Origin of the sequence: Lacticaseibacillus suibinensis, from assembly GCF_003946175.1 — a bacterium.
Classification (GTDB): Bacteria; Bacillota; Bacilli; order Lactobacillales; family Lactobacillaceae; genus Lacticaseibacillus; species Lacticaseibacillus suibinensis.
Window position 1 is genome coordinate 118,516 of the sequence record NZ_RHOK01000001.1, and the last position, 14,327, is coordinate 132,842.

The 14,327-nt window shown below is 54.6% G+C and carries 17 protein-coding genes; 3 read left to right on the plus strand and 14 right to left on the minus strand.

Annotation, left to right across the window (positions count from 1 at the left end; all coding sequences use genetic code 11):
* The first annotated feature begins 3 nt into the window (after positions 1-3).
* Positions 4-588 (plus strand): TetR/AcrR family transcriptional regulator, encoded by a 585-nt coding sequence (locus EKM90_RS00525; protein WP_125579063.1) that lies wholly within the window; start codon positions 4-6, stop codon positions 586-588.
* Between the two features lie 62 nt (positions 589-650).
* Here EKM90_RS00525 and EKM90_RS00530 read toward each other — a convergent pair whose 3' ends face one another.
* From EKM90_RS00530 to rpsU, 10 genes are all read right to left on the minus strand, one after another.
* Positions 651-1,463, minus strand: a complete 813-nt coding sequence (locus EKM90_RS00530; protein WP_125579065.1) for an HAD-IIB family hydrolase — start codon at positions 1,461-1,463, stop codon at positions 651-653.
* Positions 1,450-2,262 (minus strand): DNA repair protein RecO, encoded by an 813-nt coding sequence (gene recO / locus EKM90_RS00535; protein ID WP_125579066.1) that lies wholly within the window; start codon positions 2,260-2,262, stop codon positions 1,450-1,452. The genes EKM90_RS00530 and recO overlap by 14 nt, the downstream gene beginning before the upstream one ends.
* A gap of 1 nt (position 2,263) precedes the next feature.
* Complete coding sequence (era, locus tag EKM90_RS00540) at positions 2,264-3,166, minus strand: GTPase Era (protein ID WP_125579068.1); 903 nt, start codon at positions 3,164-3,166, stop codon at positions 2,264-2,266.
* Positions 3,163-3,549, minus strand: coding sequence for a cytidine deaminase (locus EKM90_RS00545; protein WP_125579069.1), 387 nt, complete (start codon positions 3,547-3,549; stop codon positions 3,163-3,165). Before EKM90_RS00545 ends, era begins: the two co-directional genes overlap by 4 nt.
* A complete protein-coding gene (locus EKM90_RS00550) occupies positions 3,537-3,947 on the minus strand; it encodes a diacylglycerol kinase family protein (protein ID WP_125579070.1) in 411 nt (136 codons plus the stop codon). The genes EKM90_RS00545 and EKM90_RS00550 overlap by 13 nt, the downstream gene beginning before the upstream one ends.
* Positions 3,931-4,392, minus strand: a complete 462-nt coding sequence (gene ybeY, locus EKM90_RS00555) for an rRNA maturation RNase YbeY (RefSeq protein WP_125579072.1) — start codon at positions 4,390-4,392, stop codon at positions 3,931-3,933. Before ybeY ends, EKM90_RS00550 begins: the two co-directional genes overlap by 17 nt.
* 17 nt (positions 4,393-4,409) lie before the next feature.
* Entirely contained in the window at positions 4,410-6,551 is a 2,142-nt protein-coding gene (locus EKM90_RS00560) for an HD family phosphohydrolase (RefSeq protein ID WP_164507785.1), read from the minus strand.
* Positions 6,552-6,564: 13 nt separating this feature from the next.
* Positions 6,565-7,536, minus strand: coding sequence for a PhoH family protein (locus EKM90_RS00565; RefSeq protein WP_125579075.1), 972 nt, complete (start codon positions 7,534-7,536; stop codon positions 6,565-6,567).
* 111 nt (positions 7,537-7,647) lie between these two features.
* Positions 7,648-8,091, minus strand: coding sequence for a GatB/YqeY domain-containing protein (locus EKM90_RS00570; protein WP_125579076.1), 444 nt, complete (start codon positions 8,089-8,091; stop codon positions 7,648-7,650).
* Between the two features lie 61 nt (positions 8,092-8,152).
* Entirely contained in the window at positions 8,153-8,329 is a 177-nt protein-coding gene (gene rpsU, locus EKM90_RS00575; RefSeq protein WP_054661478.1) for a 30S ribosomal protein S21, read from the minus strand.
* 236 nt (positions 8,330-8,565) lie between these two features.
* Here rpsU and EKM90_RS00580 point away from each other — a divergent pair, with 236 nt between their 5' ends.
* Positions 8,566-9,393, plus strand: coding sequence for a pyruvate, water dikinase regulatory protein (locus EKM90_RS00580; RefSeq protein WP_125579077.1), 828 nt, complete (start codon positions 8,566-8,568; stop codon positions 9,391-9,393).
* A 78-nt stretch (positions 9,394-9,471) separates the two neighbouring features.
* On the opposite strand, the gene EKM90_RS00585 is transcribed toward EKM90_RS00580, so the two are convergent.
* Positions 9,472-10,116, minus strand: coding sequence for a bifunctional 4-hydroxy-2-oxoglutarate aldolase/2-dehydro-3-deoxy-phosphogluconate aldolase (locus EKM90_RS00585; protein ID WP_125579079.1), 645 nt, complete (start codon positions 10,114-10,116; stop codon positions 9,472-9,474).
* 147 nt (positions 10,117-10,263) lie between these two features.
* Between EKM90_RS00585 and EKM90_RS00590 the strand changes: the two genes are divergently transcribed.
* Entirely contained in the window at positions 10,264-11,283 is a 1,020-nt protein-coding gene (locus tag EKM90_RS00590) for a sugar kinase (protein WP_125579081.1), read from the plus strand.
* 49 nt (positions 11,284-11,332) lie between these two features.
* Here the strand turns inward: EKM90_RS00590 and EKM90_RS00595 are convergent, their stop codons facing one another.
* Genes EKM90_RS00595 through EKM90_RS00605 form a run of 3 tightly spaced genes read right to left on the minus strand, consistent with a single transcriptional unit; the run spans position 11,333 to position 14,197 of the window.
* Entirely contained in the window at positions 11,333-12,319 is a 987-nt protein-coding gene (locus EKM90_RS00595) for a LacI family DNA-binding transcriptional regulator (RefSeq protein WP_125579083.1), read from the minus strand.
* A gap of 2 nt (positions 12,320-12,321) precedes the next feature.
* Positions 12,322-13,233, minus strand: coding sequence for a deoxyribonuclease IV (locus EKM90_RS00600; RefSeq protein WP_125579085.1), 912 nt, complete (start codon positions 13,231-13,233; stop codon positions 12,322-12,324).
* 43 nt (positions 13,234-13,276) lie between these two features.
* Positions 13,277-14,197: a YitT family protein gene (locus EKM90_RS00605; RefSeq protein ID WP_125579086.1), complete on the minus strand. Its 921-nt coding sequence runs from the start codon at positions 14,195-14,197 to the stop codon at positions 13,277-13,279.
* Positions 14,198-14,327: the final 130 nt, after the last annotated feature.

Sequence of the window (14,327 nt, forward strand, 5' to 3'; positions counted from 1 at the left end):
CTCATGAAATACGATCCAGCACAAAAAACCACTCGGGGCGCGGCTCGGACGCTTAAAGCGTTTTCAGAAACGATGCTGATGATGCTTGGTGAAAAGCCGTTTGAGAAAATCAGTGTCAATGCCTTATGTGAAGCCGCCGACTATCCACGGGCGACCTTCTATAATTATTTTGACGATAAGTATGACTTGCTCACCTACTGCTGGTACCGGATGCGGCGGGAAGTCCATCTGGATCAAATCAGTGGCGACCCGACAGACGCCACGTTTATGGCGGCTTTCGACCAAATCTACCATCTGTTTGACTCCCATCATGACTTATTGATTGCGGTGGTGTCACACAATCCGCTTGATAGTCAGCTGGTGAATCACTTTATCCAGTACTTCACCAGCGTGTTTACGGAGCTGTTTTCCGCCCGCGCCAAGCCGCAAGCACTCAAAACACCAGTCGAGCTGGTGGCAAAGCATTACAGTTCAACGGTGCTGCTGATTATGGAATGGATCTTCCTCGGTCAGCACCCCACCACGCGCGAGGAGGCAGAAGTCTACGTACGAGAGCTGCTAGAACCCAGCTTTACTTGTGTTGAATAACTCAAAATAGCCTCAACCACCGCGCTTGGCGTGATGGTTGAGGCTACTTTGATGGGGCTAGTTCAGACATGCGCCGGCAGCTGGCCTGCCAGCACGCCATCTATTGCTTTGAGCACCCCAAGGTCAAGATTGCTGGCGGTGCGGTAATCCGCATAGGCTGCCATGTTTGGCGTCGCATTGGCGACGAGCACGCCGTATTTCACCGTTTGCATCATCTGAATATCATTGTTGGTATCGCCAAAGGCCATCATTTCGGCTGGCGTGATGTTCAGAGCTGCGCCAAGTTGGGTCAGCCCGAGGCCTTTATTGGTGGTTTTCGGCATGACGTCGATGAAGGTTTCCCCGCCCACCGTCAGGCCATACCGGTTGCCGAATTGCGCCTCGATGCGCGGAAAAGCGGCATAGGCGCCGCCTGCGCGAAAATATAGCGACAGCTTCGCCATTGGCACCGGTGCCTGGGTGAGATCAGGCGCAATGGCAAAGCGACTGATAAACGAGCTCAGCTCCGGCTGGTAGTCGGCTTCGCTGGCATCGAGGTAAGTGGCATCCAGGGCATTGCCAATCGCAATCACATCCGGCTGGGTGCGCACATAGGCCACCACTTCGGCGGTTTCTTCAGGCTTCAGCATGTTTTGCGCGAGGACTTGGCCCTGCCGCTTGATGACGCCACCATTTTCGGCGACGAAGCTCATGTGGTCCGCCACCGGCGCGAACAAGTCCTCCAGGGTGTACACGCCGCGGCCGCTGGCAGCCACGAATTCGATCCCAGCCGCATGGAGCTGGCAGATGCGGTCAAAAATGCCTGCTGGCAACGTGCTATCGGCAAGCAGCAAGGTGTTATCAAGATCACTAGCAATCAATTTAATGGGCGTCATGAGGTTCCTTTCCGGGATCAGGTTGCAAAGCAGGCGGCAAATGGTCTTGCCATTGCTGCATTTGGTCTAAAAAGCGCTTGGCTTTGGGGACGGTGCCAACCATATCGGTGTAAATACGGTCGAGCACGCGGCGCAGTTCTTTTTTGGTGGCGGCAGTCACCGTCACCGCATGGACTTGATGCAAATCCAGCACTGAAAATTGCCGCAATAAATACAGGGCCTTGGGCTGAACATGAAAGCGATAGGCGTCTTCCGGCCAGTGGTTTTGACACAGCAGGCCGCCGTAGCGTTCGGAAAAATCCAGTGGTAAGTCGCTGCGCCCATCCAGCACACAGCCGCGCCAGTTTGGAGCCACCCCAAACGCCCCCAGCAACTGCACTTCGGCAATGTTGGTGACAATGGCCGGATCAACGCCATCGTCGATCAAGGCCAAACTGGTTTCAGCGAAATCATACCAAGTCCCTAGCGCCTCGCCATCGGGAAAAGCGAGGTCAATCAGGCCCAAAATGTACGTGGCATAGGCGTTAAGCGTAATGTCTTCGGCAATATGCTGAAACTGATGTGCGCTTTGCACCGTGGTCAGGTAAGACAGGCCATCTTCATTGATGGTACCGGTGTAGTCGGCCTGAGTGAACGGCAAAATCCCTGCCGTCATGCGAAAGCCCGGCTTTTTGGCGCGATGAATGAGAAACATCTTCTTACCATACTCAGCCGTGGCGAGTTTCACCAGTAAATCAGATTCGCGATAATTTTGCCGGCTCAACACCAGCCCTTGAAAGGCGACATTGCGCTTGCTCATGTTAGCGGAGATCCTTGCTGTTGTAACCGAGACTTCTCAGGTACTGGTTGTTGTCGCGCCAGTTCTTCTGCACGCGCACCCACAGCTTCAAGTTCACGCGCTCGCCAAGCAGGGCTTCGATGTCTTGCCGCGCGCGAATACCGATTTGCTTTAGCATCGCCCCGCCTTTACCGATGACAATGCCTTTTTGGCTATCGCGTTCGACAATGATGTAGGCTTCAATCTGGAGTTTGCCATTGACCCGGTCTTTCATGCGCTCCACTTGCACCGCGGAAGAGTGCGGCACCTCATCGCGGGTCAGTTCCAGGACTTTTTCGCGAATCAATTCCCCCACAACGAAATACTCGGGGTGGTCGGTGAGCTGATCTTCAGGATAAAACTGCGGGCCTTCTGGCAGCGCGGCAATCAAATCCTGCACCAATTCTTCCACGTTATTCCCCATCGTAGCAGACAGCGGGTAGACGCCGGCAAAATGCAGCGCCTTTTCGTACTGAGGAATCCGCGGCAGCAAGTCGTCGGGATGCACAAGGTCAATTTTATTAATCAGCAAATACACTGGCGTTTTCACCGGCCGCAGCTGATTGATAATGTACTGGTCGCCAGGGCCCATCGCCTCATCGGCGGCAACCATGAAGAGCACGGCGTCGACTTGATTGAGCGTCGACAGGGCGGCCTTATCCATGTAGTCATCCAGCTGATTTTTCGGCTTGTGAATCCCTGGGGTATCGACAAACACGATTTGGGCGTCGGCGGTAGTATAAATCCCATTGATTTTGTTGCGGGTGGTTTGCGCTTTCGGCGACATAATCGCAATTTTTTCGCCGAGCAAACGATTCATAAACGTCGATTTGCCGACGTTGGGCCGGCCAATAATGGCCACAAAACCTGAGTGATGGGTTGTCATTTCAAATCTCCTTTAGTAAAGGCGCCTGGCAGTAAAGCCGCGACCGTGGTGGTCTGAACCTGCCCATGCAAATTGGTCAGATAAACCGGCGCGTCCGAGGCGAAGAACTCCGCCATCACCTGCCGACATGCTCCGCATGGTGAAATCGGCCCAGCGGTATCGCCAATCACGGCAATCGCTTCTAGGTGCGTGTAACCAGCAGCCACAGCCTGAAACATGGCGTTGCGTTCGGCGCACATCGCTAGGCCGTAACTGGCGTTTTCAATGTTGCAGGCCGCAAAAATGTGGCCATCGACTTGCACCGCGGCCCCCACGGCAAAATGTGAGTACGGGATGTAGGCGTTTTGGCGCGCCTTTTGGGCTGCTGCAATTAAATCATCCATGAACTGCCTCCAATTAGATGCCACAAGGGCGGGAAAAACACATACACGCCGCACACCACCGCAATCAGCGCCGCCACTAGCACGGCGCCGGCGCTCATGTCTTTGATGCGCTTCGCCCGCACATCGTAGCGACCTTCAACCTCGAGGTCGACCAGCGCTTCGATGATGGTATTCCAAAGCTCGCACAAAAAGACGAGCAGCACTGCCAGCACCAGCAGTAGCCAACTAAAGCGATTGACCCGGAGCACCGCAGCCGCCATAAACACCAGCAGCGCGGCAAGACTTTCCCGCCGAAAGTTACCTTCATGCCTGAACACCGTCACTAGCCCGGCCAGCGCGTGCCGGAACGACTGGCCGAAGTGCCGATTTTTGCTGGTTTGCTTAGCGGGTGAGGCCATAGGCAGTCAAAATCTTCTCTTGCAACGGAATCATGACCGCCTCATCTTCCGGCTTGATGTGGTCGTATCCGTTGAGATGCAAGAAGCCATGGACCACGGTGTAGCCCAATTCACGCTCGAAGGAATGCTCGTAGGTGGTGGCTTGACGCGCCACTTGGTCAGGATCGATAAATAAATCGCCAATGTTTTCCGGCATGTCGGGGAAACCTGACAACACCTCTTCATCGCCATCTTCAATGGCAAAACTGATGACATCCGTGACGCGGTCAGTGTCGCGGTATTCTTTGTTGATTCGGTTGATTTCGGCATCATCAACAATGGTGATCGACATTTCCGTATCCGGCGCCTTATCCAGCGTCTTGGCGGCAAATTCGACTAATTCCTTCACCAATTTGGTATGTTCAGCCGACAGGCGTTTCTGGTCATCATATAATTCCAGGTCCATGGGATTCTCCTTTGAGGTCATTTAATATCATCTGGGGTTTGCGGGTACTCGATGCGCGTATAAAAGGTGCTGGCTAAGCCCGCTTCTAGTGAAGCTTCGACTTGCCGCAGCTGCGCTACGGTGATCGGGGCGTCATCGAATTGCCCATCAGCGAGCCGCTCGTCGGTGATGTGATGGACAAAATCGTGAATTTTCTCTGGCGTCGGCTGCTTCATCGAGCGGATGGCGGCTTCACAAGTATCCGCCAGGTTGATCACCGCCGCCTCGATGCTTTGCGGCTTTGGGCCTTGATAACGGTACTCAGATTCTGGCGTGCTCGGATCCGTTTTTAACGCTTCCATGTAGAAGTATTTCATCAAAGTAGTGCCATGATGTTGCTGGCAAATATCAATGATGAATTGCGGCATGTGGCGTGCCTTGAGCATCGCCACCCCGTCATCGACATGGGCAAAAATAATTTTGGCGCTGGCCTGCGCTGACAAATGATGGTGCGGGCTATCGAAGCCATTCGGCATGTTCTCGGTAAAATAAAGCGGCCGTTTCAACTTGCCCACATCATGATAATAACATGCCACGCGCGTCAACCTCGCTCGGCCCCCGATTTTTGCCACGGCGTTGGCGGCCAGACTCGCCACCATCATGCTATGGTGATACGTCCCGGGCGCCTTGGTCAACAGCTCGCGCAGCAGCGGGTCATTCGGGTTGCTCAACTGATTCAGCCGGAAAATCGCGTCATCGCGCCAGATTAACTCCAGATACGGCGTGACGCCAATCGCCAAAATATAACCGAGCACCTGCCCCACCACGGTGAAGCCTAGGGTCTGCCAGGTCAAACTGCTGGTGAACCGGGCCCCTTGCATCAGCATCAAACTGACGGTTAAGGCGAGATTCAAGCCCAGCACCCAAAACGCCACACGCTGCAACACATCATTAAGCCGGCGCTTGGGAATCATCACCGCCAAGATACCAGTGGTTAAGTACGTTACTGCGGTGCCAGCGGTGAAAATCGTGCCGGTGGTGGAATAGAAAATGAAGTATGCCAGCAGCGTTTGCATCAAGGCCGCCAGCAGCCCCCACCGCCGGTCAATGAACGTCCGGAAAATTAACGGTAGCAGCGCTGCTGGTAGCAACAAGGTCAAATTCGCCCCACTGGTGTTTGCCAAGTAGCGCAGCCCCAGCATGATTAGCGCCACTAGCAGCATGCCGCCGCCATATAGCAGCAATTCTTTTGCTTGCTCTGCCCGCGGATGATCCATGAGCAGCGCGAGCACTGCCAGCGCCTGCACAATCAGCAGCACGCCAAAGCCCAGCAAGGCCCAAGGCGCCTTGCGTTTGGTCAGGCCCAGCACGGTGATTTGATGCAGCACGCTTTGATCGATGAGCTGCCCTTGCTGCACGATGACCTGCCCTTGCAAAATCGCAACCGGCTTAACCGCCGCGGCGGCAGCCGCTTGCTTGGCCTTGGTTTTAGTGGTATCCACCAATTCATTGGCGATGAGGGTTTGGTTGACCAAAGTCGTGGCCACTTTGTTTTGGGCTGCGGTTAAGTTAGCCGCCTTGACCGCGCGCCGGGCGGTTTGCTTGCTAGCGGTCAGCTGATCACTCGTCACGCGGCCGGCGAGCTGTGCCGCAACGGCCTTGCTGGCGGCTTCAAAGGCCTGGTGGCGCTGGGCCTGCGTTAACCCATAAGCCTGGGTTAAAAAGGCCGTGCTGAATTGATAGAAATAAGGGTAATCGGCCTTGCTGTATTGGGCGCGGAACGTTTTGGTCAGCTCCGCCGGCGTCGGGACCGCCAGCACAGCATTGGCGTTATCCTTTTGCGCCTTCTTCAGGGCGGTCTGCGCTTTGCTGGTGGCGGTGGTTTCCACCGTTGCTAACGCTTTTTCGAACCGAGTCAGTTGATCGGCTTGCTTGGTGCTGACGCTTTGATCATAACTGTACACCGGCGTGGTGGCATTGGCCGCCGCGACCCGCGCCTTTTTAGTGCTGGCAAGATCTTGCACGGTTTGCGTGGCAATGATGGTTTGCGGCGCGGCAGTGTTGACCTTTACCTGCAGTGGCCGCGGCCACAAAATCCACGCCGCCAACGCAAACAGCACTGCGCTAAATATCAGCAGCAGTGCTAAAGCACGATGACTAAATTTTGGCGTTGTTTCCATCGCTGTTCCCCCGCTAAGCCTTGGACTGCTCGCTGGCCTCGCCATACGCTTCAATGATCTTCGCGACCACCGGATGCCGCACAACATCGCTGGCGGCAAAGGTGGCAAAACCAATGTGATCGATATCCTTAAGAATCTTCTGGGCCTGAATCAAGCCACTGTGTTGGTTAGGCGGCAAGTCGATTTGGGTGATGTCGCCGTTGACAATCATCTTCGACGAAAACCCGAGCCGCGTCAGGAACATCTTCATTTGCATCTGGGTGGTGTTTTGGGCCTCATCCAAAATGGCAAAGGCATTGTCTAAGGTCCGCCCCCGCATGTAAGCCAGTGGCGCAATTTCAATCACGCCGCGGTCCATCAAGCGATTAGTGTGGTCCGTACCGAGCACCGCGTACAAGGCATCATAAATCGGCCGCAAGTAGGGATCGACTTTCTCCTTCAGATCGCCAGGCAAAAAGCCCAAGTTTTCACCGGCTTCAACCGCCGGCCGGGTAAGGATGATTTTTTCGACCTCACCAGCCTTCATGGCGGCCACAGCCATGACCACTGCTAGGTAAGTTTTCCCGGTGCCGGCTGGGCCGATGCCGAAGGTAATATCATTGTGCTTGATCGACTGCACGTACTGACGCTGGCCAAAATTCTTGACGCGAATCGGCGCCCCTTTGGCATCGCGAATCAGCGTTTCACTGTACATGTCAGCAAAATACTCCAAAGTACCGCGTTTGGCCATGTTGATGGCTGACACCACATCTTGAGGCGCCACGGCAATGCCCCGACCCAGCAGTGTCAGCAATTGCGTGATGAGCTGGTAAGCTAAACTCGTGGCCGCTGGCGTGCCCGACAAGCGCAACTCTTGGCCAAATGGGGCAATGAGCACATCCAGTCCTTCCTCGATCAAGGTCAGGTTCTGATCATTGATGCCAGCAATGGCAATCGCCTGATCTGCGCTGGCCAATGTCAGCGTCTTTTCCACAGTTTCTGGCAAAAAGCGGCCCCCTTAATGATTTGCTTTTATTCTACCATAAAGCGCATCGCCTCGCGCCGTAGCGGTGGCAATCAAAAACCCGTCCAGGACTGCTGGGCGGGCAATGCAACCTTAGCCTAACTTTGCTTTGACGATGCGATTAACCATGGCCCCATCGGCTTGGCCTTTCACTTTTGGCATCAGGGTCTTCATGACCTTACCAAAATCGCTTTTGCCGGTAGCGCCAACTTCGGCAATCGTTTCATCGACCAGTTTGGTCACTGCGGCTTCATCGAGTTGCGCTGGCAGATAAGCTTCGACGATTTTGATTTCGGCTTCCAGCGGCGTCACCAAATCCTCGCGGCCGGCTTTGCTGAATTCTTCCAAGCTCTCTTTACGCTGCTTCAGCTCGGTGGAAAGCACTGCCTTTTCGTCTTCCGGCGTGAGGTCATGGCCCAAGTCAATCTGCTTGTTTTGCAAGGCGGACTTTAACATCCGCACCGTGCTTAACGTTTGCTTGTCCTTGGCCTTCATTGCCGTTTTCATTTGTTCGTTCAATTGATCCAATACTGCCATGTTGATCTTCCTTTCTGACGCAAAAAACGCGCGCCACAATCGGCGCGCGCTTTGGCGAAAATTAGAACTTCTTGCGCTTGCGTGCAGCTTCAGATTTTAACTTCCGCTTAACGCTTGGCTTTTCGTAGAATTCCCGCTTCCGGTATTCGGCTAAAGTACCTGACTTGGATACGGTGCGCTTGAAGCGCCGAAGAGCATCATCGAGAGATTCGTTTTTCTTAACGACCGTCTTTGCCATATGATATCCCTCCCTCCGACACTTGTGTAACCATTGATAGATACCATCGCAAGTTCTTGTCTATTATATCTAAGTTGAAAAATCGCGTCAATACAGCATTTATCGAAATTGGCGATATTCTGTGATTTTTATCCCTGAAGGCCTACGCTTTTTCTCCCCGTCAGCTATGGTAAAATGAAAGCGAACGCAATACAGCGAACAATCCCGCCCCGGGTTCGGGCGAAAGGTGGATGAACATGGCAGCAACGAATTACTATATTATCTCAGATTCAATCGGCGAAACCGGCCTCAAGCTGGCCCAAGCCGCCGCGGCGCAATTTGCCGATCAAAGTGCCCATTATCTGCGCTTTCCGTTTGTGCATGATCAAACCAAACTGATGAGCACCTTGGATGCGGCGAAAAAAGACGATGGCATCGTGATTGCGACCTTGGTGACACCAGGCATGGCGCATGTCGCCAAGGAATATGCCCAGCAAATCAAGGTGCCACTGATTGACGTGATGACGCCGATTCTCAAAGCCGTCAGTCAAGGCACCGGTGAAGCCCCTAGCGGCGTGGCTGGCGCGGTTCATGACCTGGACGAAAAATACTTTGATCGCATCTCGGCGATGGAATTCGCCGTGCTTTATGATGACGGGAAGGATCCCAAAGGCTTCCTGGAAGCCGACATCGTGCTGTTAGGAGTCTCGCGCACCAGCAAAACCCCACTGTCGCTGTTCCTCGCCAACCGCAATCTTAAAGTGGCAAACCTGCCGCTGGTGCCAAATGCGCACATTCCGGAAGAAATCTGGAAAGTCGATCCCAAGAAAATCGTTGGCCTCACCACCGATGCTTCAGTGCTGATGGAATTCCGGCGCCAGCGGATGATTGCTTACGGCCTGGATCCTGACACCGCCTACTCGGCCCGCGGCCAGGTGAACGACGAATTGCAATTTGCCGATGATCTTTACAAGAAGCTCGGCTGCATGGTGATCAACACCGCCCACCGCTCGATTGAAGAAACGGCGATGCTCATTCTCGAGCACATGGGCCTAGATGAAGTCGACGATGCCGCTAAGCAGTAAATGGAAATCAAAAACTCAGGTCAGTGGTGACCTGAGTTTTTTCGTCTTAGTTGGCGGTTTAAGCGCCACCAGAGCGGATCAGCCGCGGATGCGGTCCAATTCGGCTTTGTAAGCCTTAGCGGTAGCCGTGACCCCAGCATAATCGCCAGTCTTGGCGGCGGCAGTTAAGTTGGAGCCGGCACCAACTAAGGTGACGCCAGCGGCGAACCATTCGGCCATGTTATCGAGCGCAACTCCGCCAGTGGGCATGATCGACAACTGTGGGAATGGTGCCTTGACGGCTTTGACCATGGCTGGGTGCATCACGGCGCCTGGGAACAGCTTGACCAAATCACAACCGGCTTCCAAAGCGCGCTGGATTTCCGTTGGCGTCATGCAGCCTGGTGTGTAAGGGATGTTGTACAGATTGCACATCTTGGCTACTTCCGCGTTGAAGGACGGACTGACAATGAAGGCCGCCCCTGCTGACAACGCCAGCCGCGCCGTCACCGGATCGAGCACCGTACCGGCCCCGATAATGACACTGGTGTCATCGTGATACTTTTGGGCCAGTTCTTGAATGACGTTTGCCGCATTCGGCACGGTGAAGGTCAGCTCAATGGCAGTGACGCCGCCGGCAATCACGGCATCGCTTTGTTTCAACGCGCCTTCCGGGGTATCATCGCGAATCACCGCGACCACGCCTGCTTGCTTGAGGCGCAATAAGTTCTCAACTTTTTGCATGTTGAATAGTCTCCTTTAGTGTTCAATCAGTTCCTAACAAGGACATTGTACGCCTTTTCCGATATTAAGGAAACCGTTTGCCTAAAGAATATGTTACACTGATTTTAGACATAAAAGGCTTACATTTACCAGTAAGGAGTGATTGTCATGTCAACGATTTTAACCATGGGTGAAATGCTATTGCGGCTGAAGCCGGTGGATCATCAGCGCATTCTGCAGGCGAATACTTTCGAGGCCAATTACGGCGGCGCCGAGGCCAATGTCGCGGTCTCTCTGGCCCAGCTCGGCGATGACGCAGCAGTGCTGACCAAAGTGCCGGCTAATCTGCTCGGGCAAAAAGCGCTCAATACGCTGCGCGAATTTGGTGTGGAGACGAGTCGCGTGCTGCAAGGTGGACCGCGCCTCGGGATTTACTTTTTTGAAAAAGGGGCGTCGATTCGCAGCACCAACGTGGTTTATGATCGCGCCGGCAGTGCTTTTGCCTTAGCCGAAGCCAGCGAGTTTGACTGGCCCACCATATTCAACGGCGTCGATTATTTCTATTTCTCCGGCATCACCCCCGCCTTGTCGCCGGCCTTGGCCGCGGCCTTAGACGAGGCCTTGGCTTATTGCCACGCGCACGCCATCAAGGTCTGCCTAGACGCCAATTACCGCGGCAAGCTTTGGTCGCCTGAGCAGGCGCAGCCGGTGATTGCCCGGTACATGCCGTTTGTTGATGTTCTGCTGGCCAATGATGAGGATTTCGAAGCCGCCCTGGGTATTAAAGCCTTCGATGGCGATATGAGCACCGGCATCGATCAGCTGCCGAGCTTCAAAACGGCAATGACGCAGCTAGCGGCCAAGTACCCCAATCTGCACACCATTGCCAGCGTGGTCCGCAACATTCATTCCGTCGAACAGCATGACTGCACCGCTTTGATGTGGCAAGCCGGTCAATTTTACCAAGGCCCGGTTTATCATATGCACGTGTTTGAAGGGGTGGCTTCTGGTGATGCCTTTGGCGCCGGGTTGCTCCATGCGCTGAAGCATGGCTTTGATCCGCAGGCCCAAATCGATTATGCCGATACCGCCAGCGCCTTGAAGCTGACCATCAGCGGTGATTTAAATCTGGTATCTGACGCTGATATTCGCGGCGCCATGGTTAACGCTGGTGGCGTGAACCGCTAACTGAAAGCAAATTGAACCCGGCTGCGCAACTTGCAGCCGGGTTTTTAGTTTAGAGTGAGGCGCGCAGATGGAGTGTGGCCGGAATTTCCGTCCGGGCCACAGACACAGCCTCGCCGCTCATCAAGGCCACCAGCCGTTCGGCCACGGCCCGCCCAATTTGCTCAGGGTGCTGATCAAGTACCGATAGCGCCGGATTGGCCAGTTCGCCCCAGTTCCAATCATCATAGCCACATAAGCCGACTGCCACAGGTACAGCGACAGCATGGGCCTGGAGCCAGCGCAAACTAGCCATCAGCAAGTTCCCATTCGCAGCAAAAATCGCCGGGTGATGCTCCGCATTTGCAGCCAGCCAAGGCTTGATGCCCGCCACGGTGCTATCTTTGCCCACTTCTAGCAAGCTAACGCTGGCCCCTGCGGCCTGGGCCGCGACTTTAAACCCTTCATAGCGTTCAGCTCTGACCGAGGCGTCCTTAACGGGTTGGCTGATCACCAGCAGGCGCCGGTAGCCTTTTGCCACCACTGCCTCAGCCAAGGCAGCGCTAGCGGTCTGGTCGTTTGACGTCACACAAGGAAAGCTGAGCGGCGTCAACACCCGGTCCACCAGCACCACCGGCAAGCCAGCGGTGCGGAGGGCCTCATACGCACTGGCCTGCCCCCGCGCCGGTTGCAAGATGATGCCGTCGACATTAGAGGCCACGAGACTCGCCAAGGCCTGCGCTTCGGTGGCGGGGTCCTCACCGCCATCAGCAATCAAAATCTGATCACCATGGTCATGGGTGACCGCGGCGATCCCTTTAATGAGGAAAGTCGAGTAGACATTGGAGACATCCCCCACCACGACGCCAATTTGATGCGAGCGCTTGGAGCGCAAGGCACTGGCGTTATGGTTGGGCACGTATCCCAGTGCCGCAATCACCGCGGCAATGCGCTGTCGCGTAGCAGGCGACATGCGGTCGAATTGCCCAGTTAGGTAGCGAGAAATCGTGGATTTAGATACCCCAGCCGCCGCTGCGACCTCATTGATGGTCGTTGTCATGATTATGCCTCTTTCTCTGCCAGCGGTGCCGCGCCTAAGGCTACCAAATCAGCCGGCGCAAAGTGACCGGTTTTGAGCCAGTTGATTTCTGGGCCATACGGTGGCACCAAATGCTTGCGGTCTGACCCGACATACGGCGTTTCCAAAATCTTGGGAATGCCTTGCAATTGCGGGTGATGCGCAATCGCGTTGAGGCAGTCAAACCCTAGCGTGCCAAAGCCAATATTGGTATGGCGGTCCTTGTGCGCGCCTTGCGGATTTTTGGAATCATTGAGGTGAATCAGCGCTAGTTTGTTTAAGCCAATCACATGGTCGAAAGTATTGAGCACGCCATCGAAGTCATCCCGCACCGGATAGCCGGCGTCGCTCATGTGACAAGTATCCATCGTCACCATCACCTTGTCCTGCAGCTCGACCTGGTCAATGATAGCCGCCAATTCTTCAAAGGTGCGGCCGATTTCGGTGCCTTTACCGGCCATCGTTTCCAAGGCAATGACCACGTGTTGGTCCGGTGTGAGTATTTCGTTCAGTCCTTTAGCGATTTGGTTGATTGCCGCTTCCGGGCCGGCGCCAACATGCGCCCCGGGGTGAAACGGCATCGCGTAGGCCTGCAGCGCCTCGGCGCGTTGCACTTCCTCCTTCATGAACTGCACTGCAAAGGGATAATTCTCCGGCTTGACAGTGTTGCCAAGGTTAACGATGTAAGGCGCATGAATGACCGTGTGACTCAATCCGGCCTCCTCCATCAGTTTTAAACCTTCTGGTATCCGCATGTCTGCTACCGCTTTGCGTCTAGTGTTCTGGGGGGCACCGGTATAGAACTGCAAGGTCGTGGCCTTGTAGCTCTGGGCCTCTGCCACTGCCCCTACCAGCATTTTGGTGCCTTTCATGCTTACATTTGCTCCGATTAACATGACCCTATCCTCCAAAAAAAGCCGGGCTGCCCCGGCGCATTCGTTAGTCTGTCTTTGGTTCGTAGAAATGCCCCATGATTTTCACCGACTCGGTTATCGAGACAAACGCATAAGGATCACTGCGCTTCATTGCATCTTGCAGGTCATAGATTTCAGCCCGCGAAATGATGGTGAAGAGAATGGTTTTTTCTTCGTGGTGGAACGCCCCTTCGGCATCATGCACAATGGTGATGCCCCGGCGCAAGGTGTTTTGAATCTCGTTGACCACGGCTTTTTGCTGATCGGTGACAATCATCACCTGAAGGCGCTGCTGCCGCGTGTACATGGAATCCATCACCCGGCCGTTGATGAAAATCGCCAGCGCCGAGTACAACGCATGTGGCCAGTCATTGACAAAGCCCGCCAGGAACACAATCACGATGTTGACCGCGATGTTCACTGTTCCTATCGTGGTGCCGGTTTTCTTCCGCCAGACGATACCGATGATATCGAGCCCACCAGTGGAGATGTTATTCCGCAGCGCAAAGCCGGTGCCGAGACCATTGATGACGGCCCCGAAAATCCCACAAACAATGGGATCGGTCGTGAGCGGCTTCACCACCCCCAGCAAGCGAATCATAATCGTCGAAAAAATAACGGCTAAGAAAGTAAACACGGTGAAGCGGTGACCAATTTGCCGCCATGCAATCACAAACAACGGTACGTTCAGCAGGAAAAGCAAGGTCCCAGTCGAGAAAATATCGGTGGTGCCGAGACGACCAAAAGGTGTGGTCAGCTGAAAATTGAACCATTTACGGATGACTGTGGCCACCAGTTGCGCAGCCCCAGTGACCCCGCTGGCGAAAACGCCACCTGGTTCCCAAAACATATTCAAAGCTAAGGCGACACAAATACTGTAGAAGAAGGCTGCGGTGAACCGACTCCAGTTTTGGTGCCGTCTGATCAGCCGATCAATTTCTTGCATAACGTGATCCTTTCCCTGTGTTAGTGCATTAAGTATACCACGCCGCCAAGCCGCGGCGCAGGGAATCCAAGCGTTTGAGATAGAGACCGGGCCAGTCAACCTCCGCCGGCAGGGGCTGGAACGTGGTGGC

What these genes read in the sequence shown, in the direction of transcription:
- EKM90_RS00525 (WP_125579063.1), top strand. Translation starts at nt 4, where the DNA reads ATGAAATACGATCCAGCACAAAAAACCACTCGGGGCGCGGCTCGGACG.
- EKM90_RS00530 (WP_125579065.1), bottom strand. Translation starts at nt 1,463, where the DNA reads ATGACGCCCATTAAATTGATTGCTAGTGATCTTGATAACACCTTGCTG.
- recO (WP_125579066.1), bottom strand. Translation starts at nt 2,262, where the DNA reads ATGAGCAAGCGCAATGTCGCCTTTCAAGGGCTGGTGTTGAGCCGGCAA.
- era (WP_125579068.1), bottom strand. Translation starts at nt 3,166, where the DNA reads ATGACAACCCATCACTCAGGTTTTGTGGCCATTATTGGCCGGCCCAAC.
- EKM90_RS00545 (WP_125579069.1), bottom strand. Translation starts at nt 3,549, where the DNA reads ATGGATGATTTAATTGCAGCAGCCCAAAAGGCGCGCCAAAACGCCTAC.
- EKM90_RS00550 (WP_125579070.1), bottom strand. Translation starts at nt 3,947, where the DNA reads ATGGCCTCACCCGCTAAGCAAACCAGCAAAAATCGGCACTTCGGCCAG.
- ybeY (WP_125579072.1), bottom strand. Translation starts at nt 4,392, where the DNA reads ATGGACCTGGAATTATATGATGACCAGAAACGCCTGTCGGCTGAACAT.
- EKM90_RS00560 (WP_164507785.1), bottom strand. Translation starts at nt 6,551, where the DNA reads ATGGAAACAACGCCAAAATTTAGTCATCGTGCTTTAGCACTGCTGCTG.
- EKM90_RS00570 (WP_125579076.1), bottom strand. Translation starts at nt 8,091, where the DNA reads ATGGCAGTATTGGATCAATTGAACGAACAAATGAAAACGGCAATGAAG.
- rpsU (WP_054661478.1), bottom strand. Translation starts at nt 8,329, where the DNA reads ATGGCAAAGACGGTCGTTAAGAAAAACGAATCTCTCGATGATGCTCTT.
- EKM90_RS00580 (WP_125579077.1), top strand. Translation starts at nt 8,566, where the DNA reads ATGGCAGCAACGAATTACTATATTATCTCAGATTCAATCGGCGAAACC.
- EKM90_RS00585 (WP_125579079.1), bottom strand. Translation starts at nt 10,116, where the DNA reads ATGCAAAAAGTTGAGAACTTATTGCGCCTCAAGCAAGCAGGCGTGGTC.
- EKM90_RS00590 (WP_125579081.1), top strand. Translation starts at nt 10,264, where the DNA reads ATGTCAACGATTTTAACCATGGGTGAAATGCTATTGCGGCTGAAGCCG.
- EKM90_RS00595 (WP_125579083.1), bottom strand. Translation starts at nt 12,319, where the DNA reads ATGACAACGACCATCAATGAGGTCGCAGCGGCGGCTGGGGTATCTAAA.
- EKM90_RS00600 (WP_125579085.1), bottom strand. Translation starts at nt 13,233, where the DNA reads ATGTTAATCGGAGCAAATGTAAGCATGAAAGGCACCAAAATGCTGGTA.
- EKM90_RS00605 (WP_125579086.1), bottom strand. Translation starts at nt 14,197, where the DNA reads ATGCAAGAAATTGATCGGCTGATCAGACGGCACCAAAACTGGAGTCGG.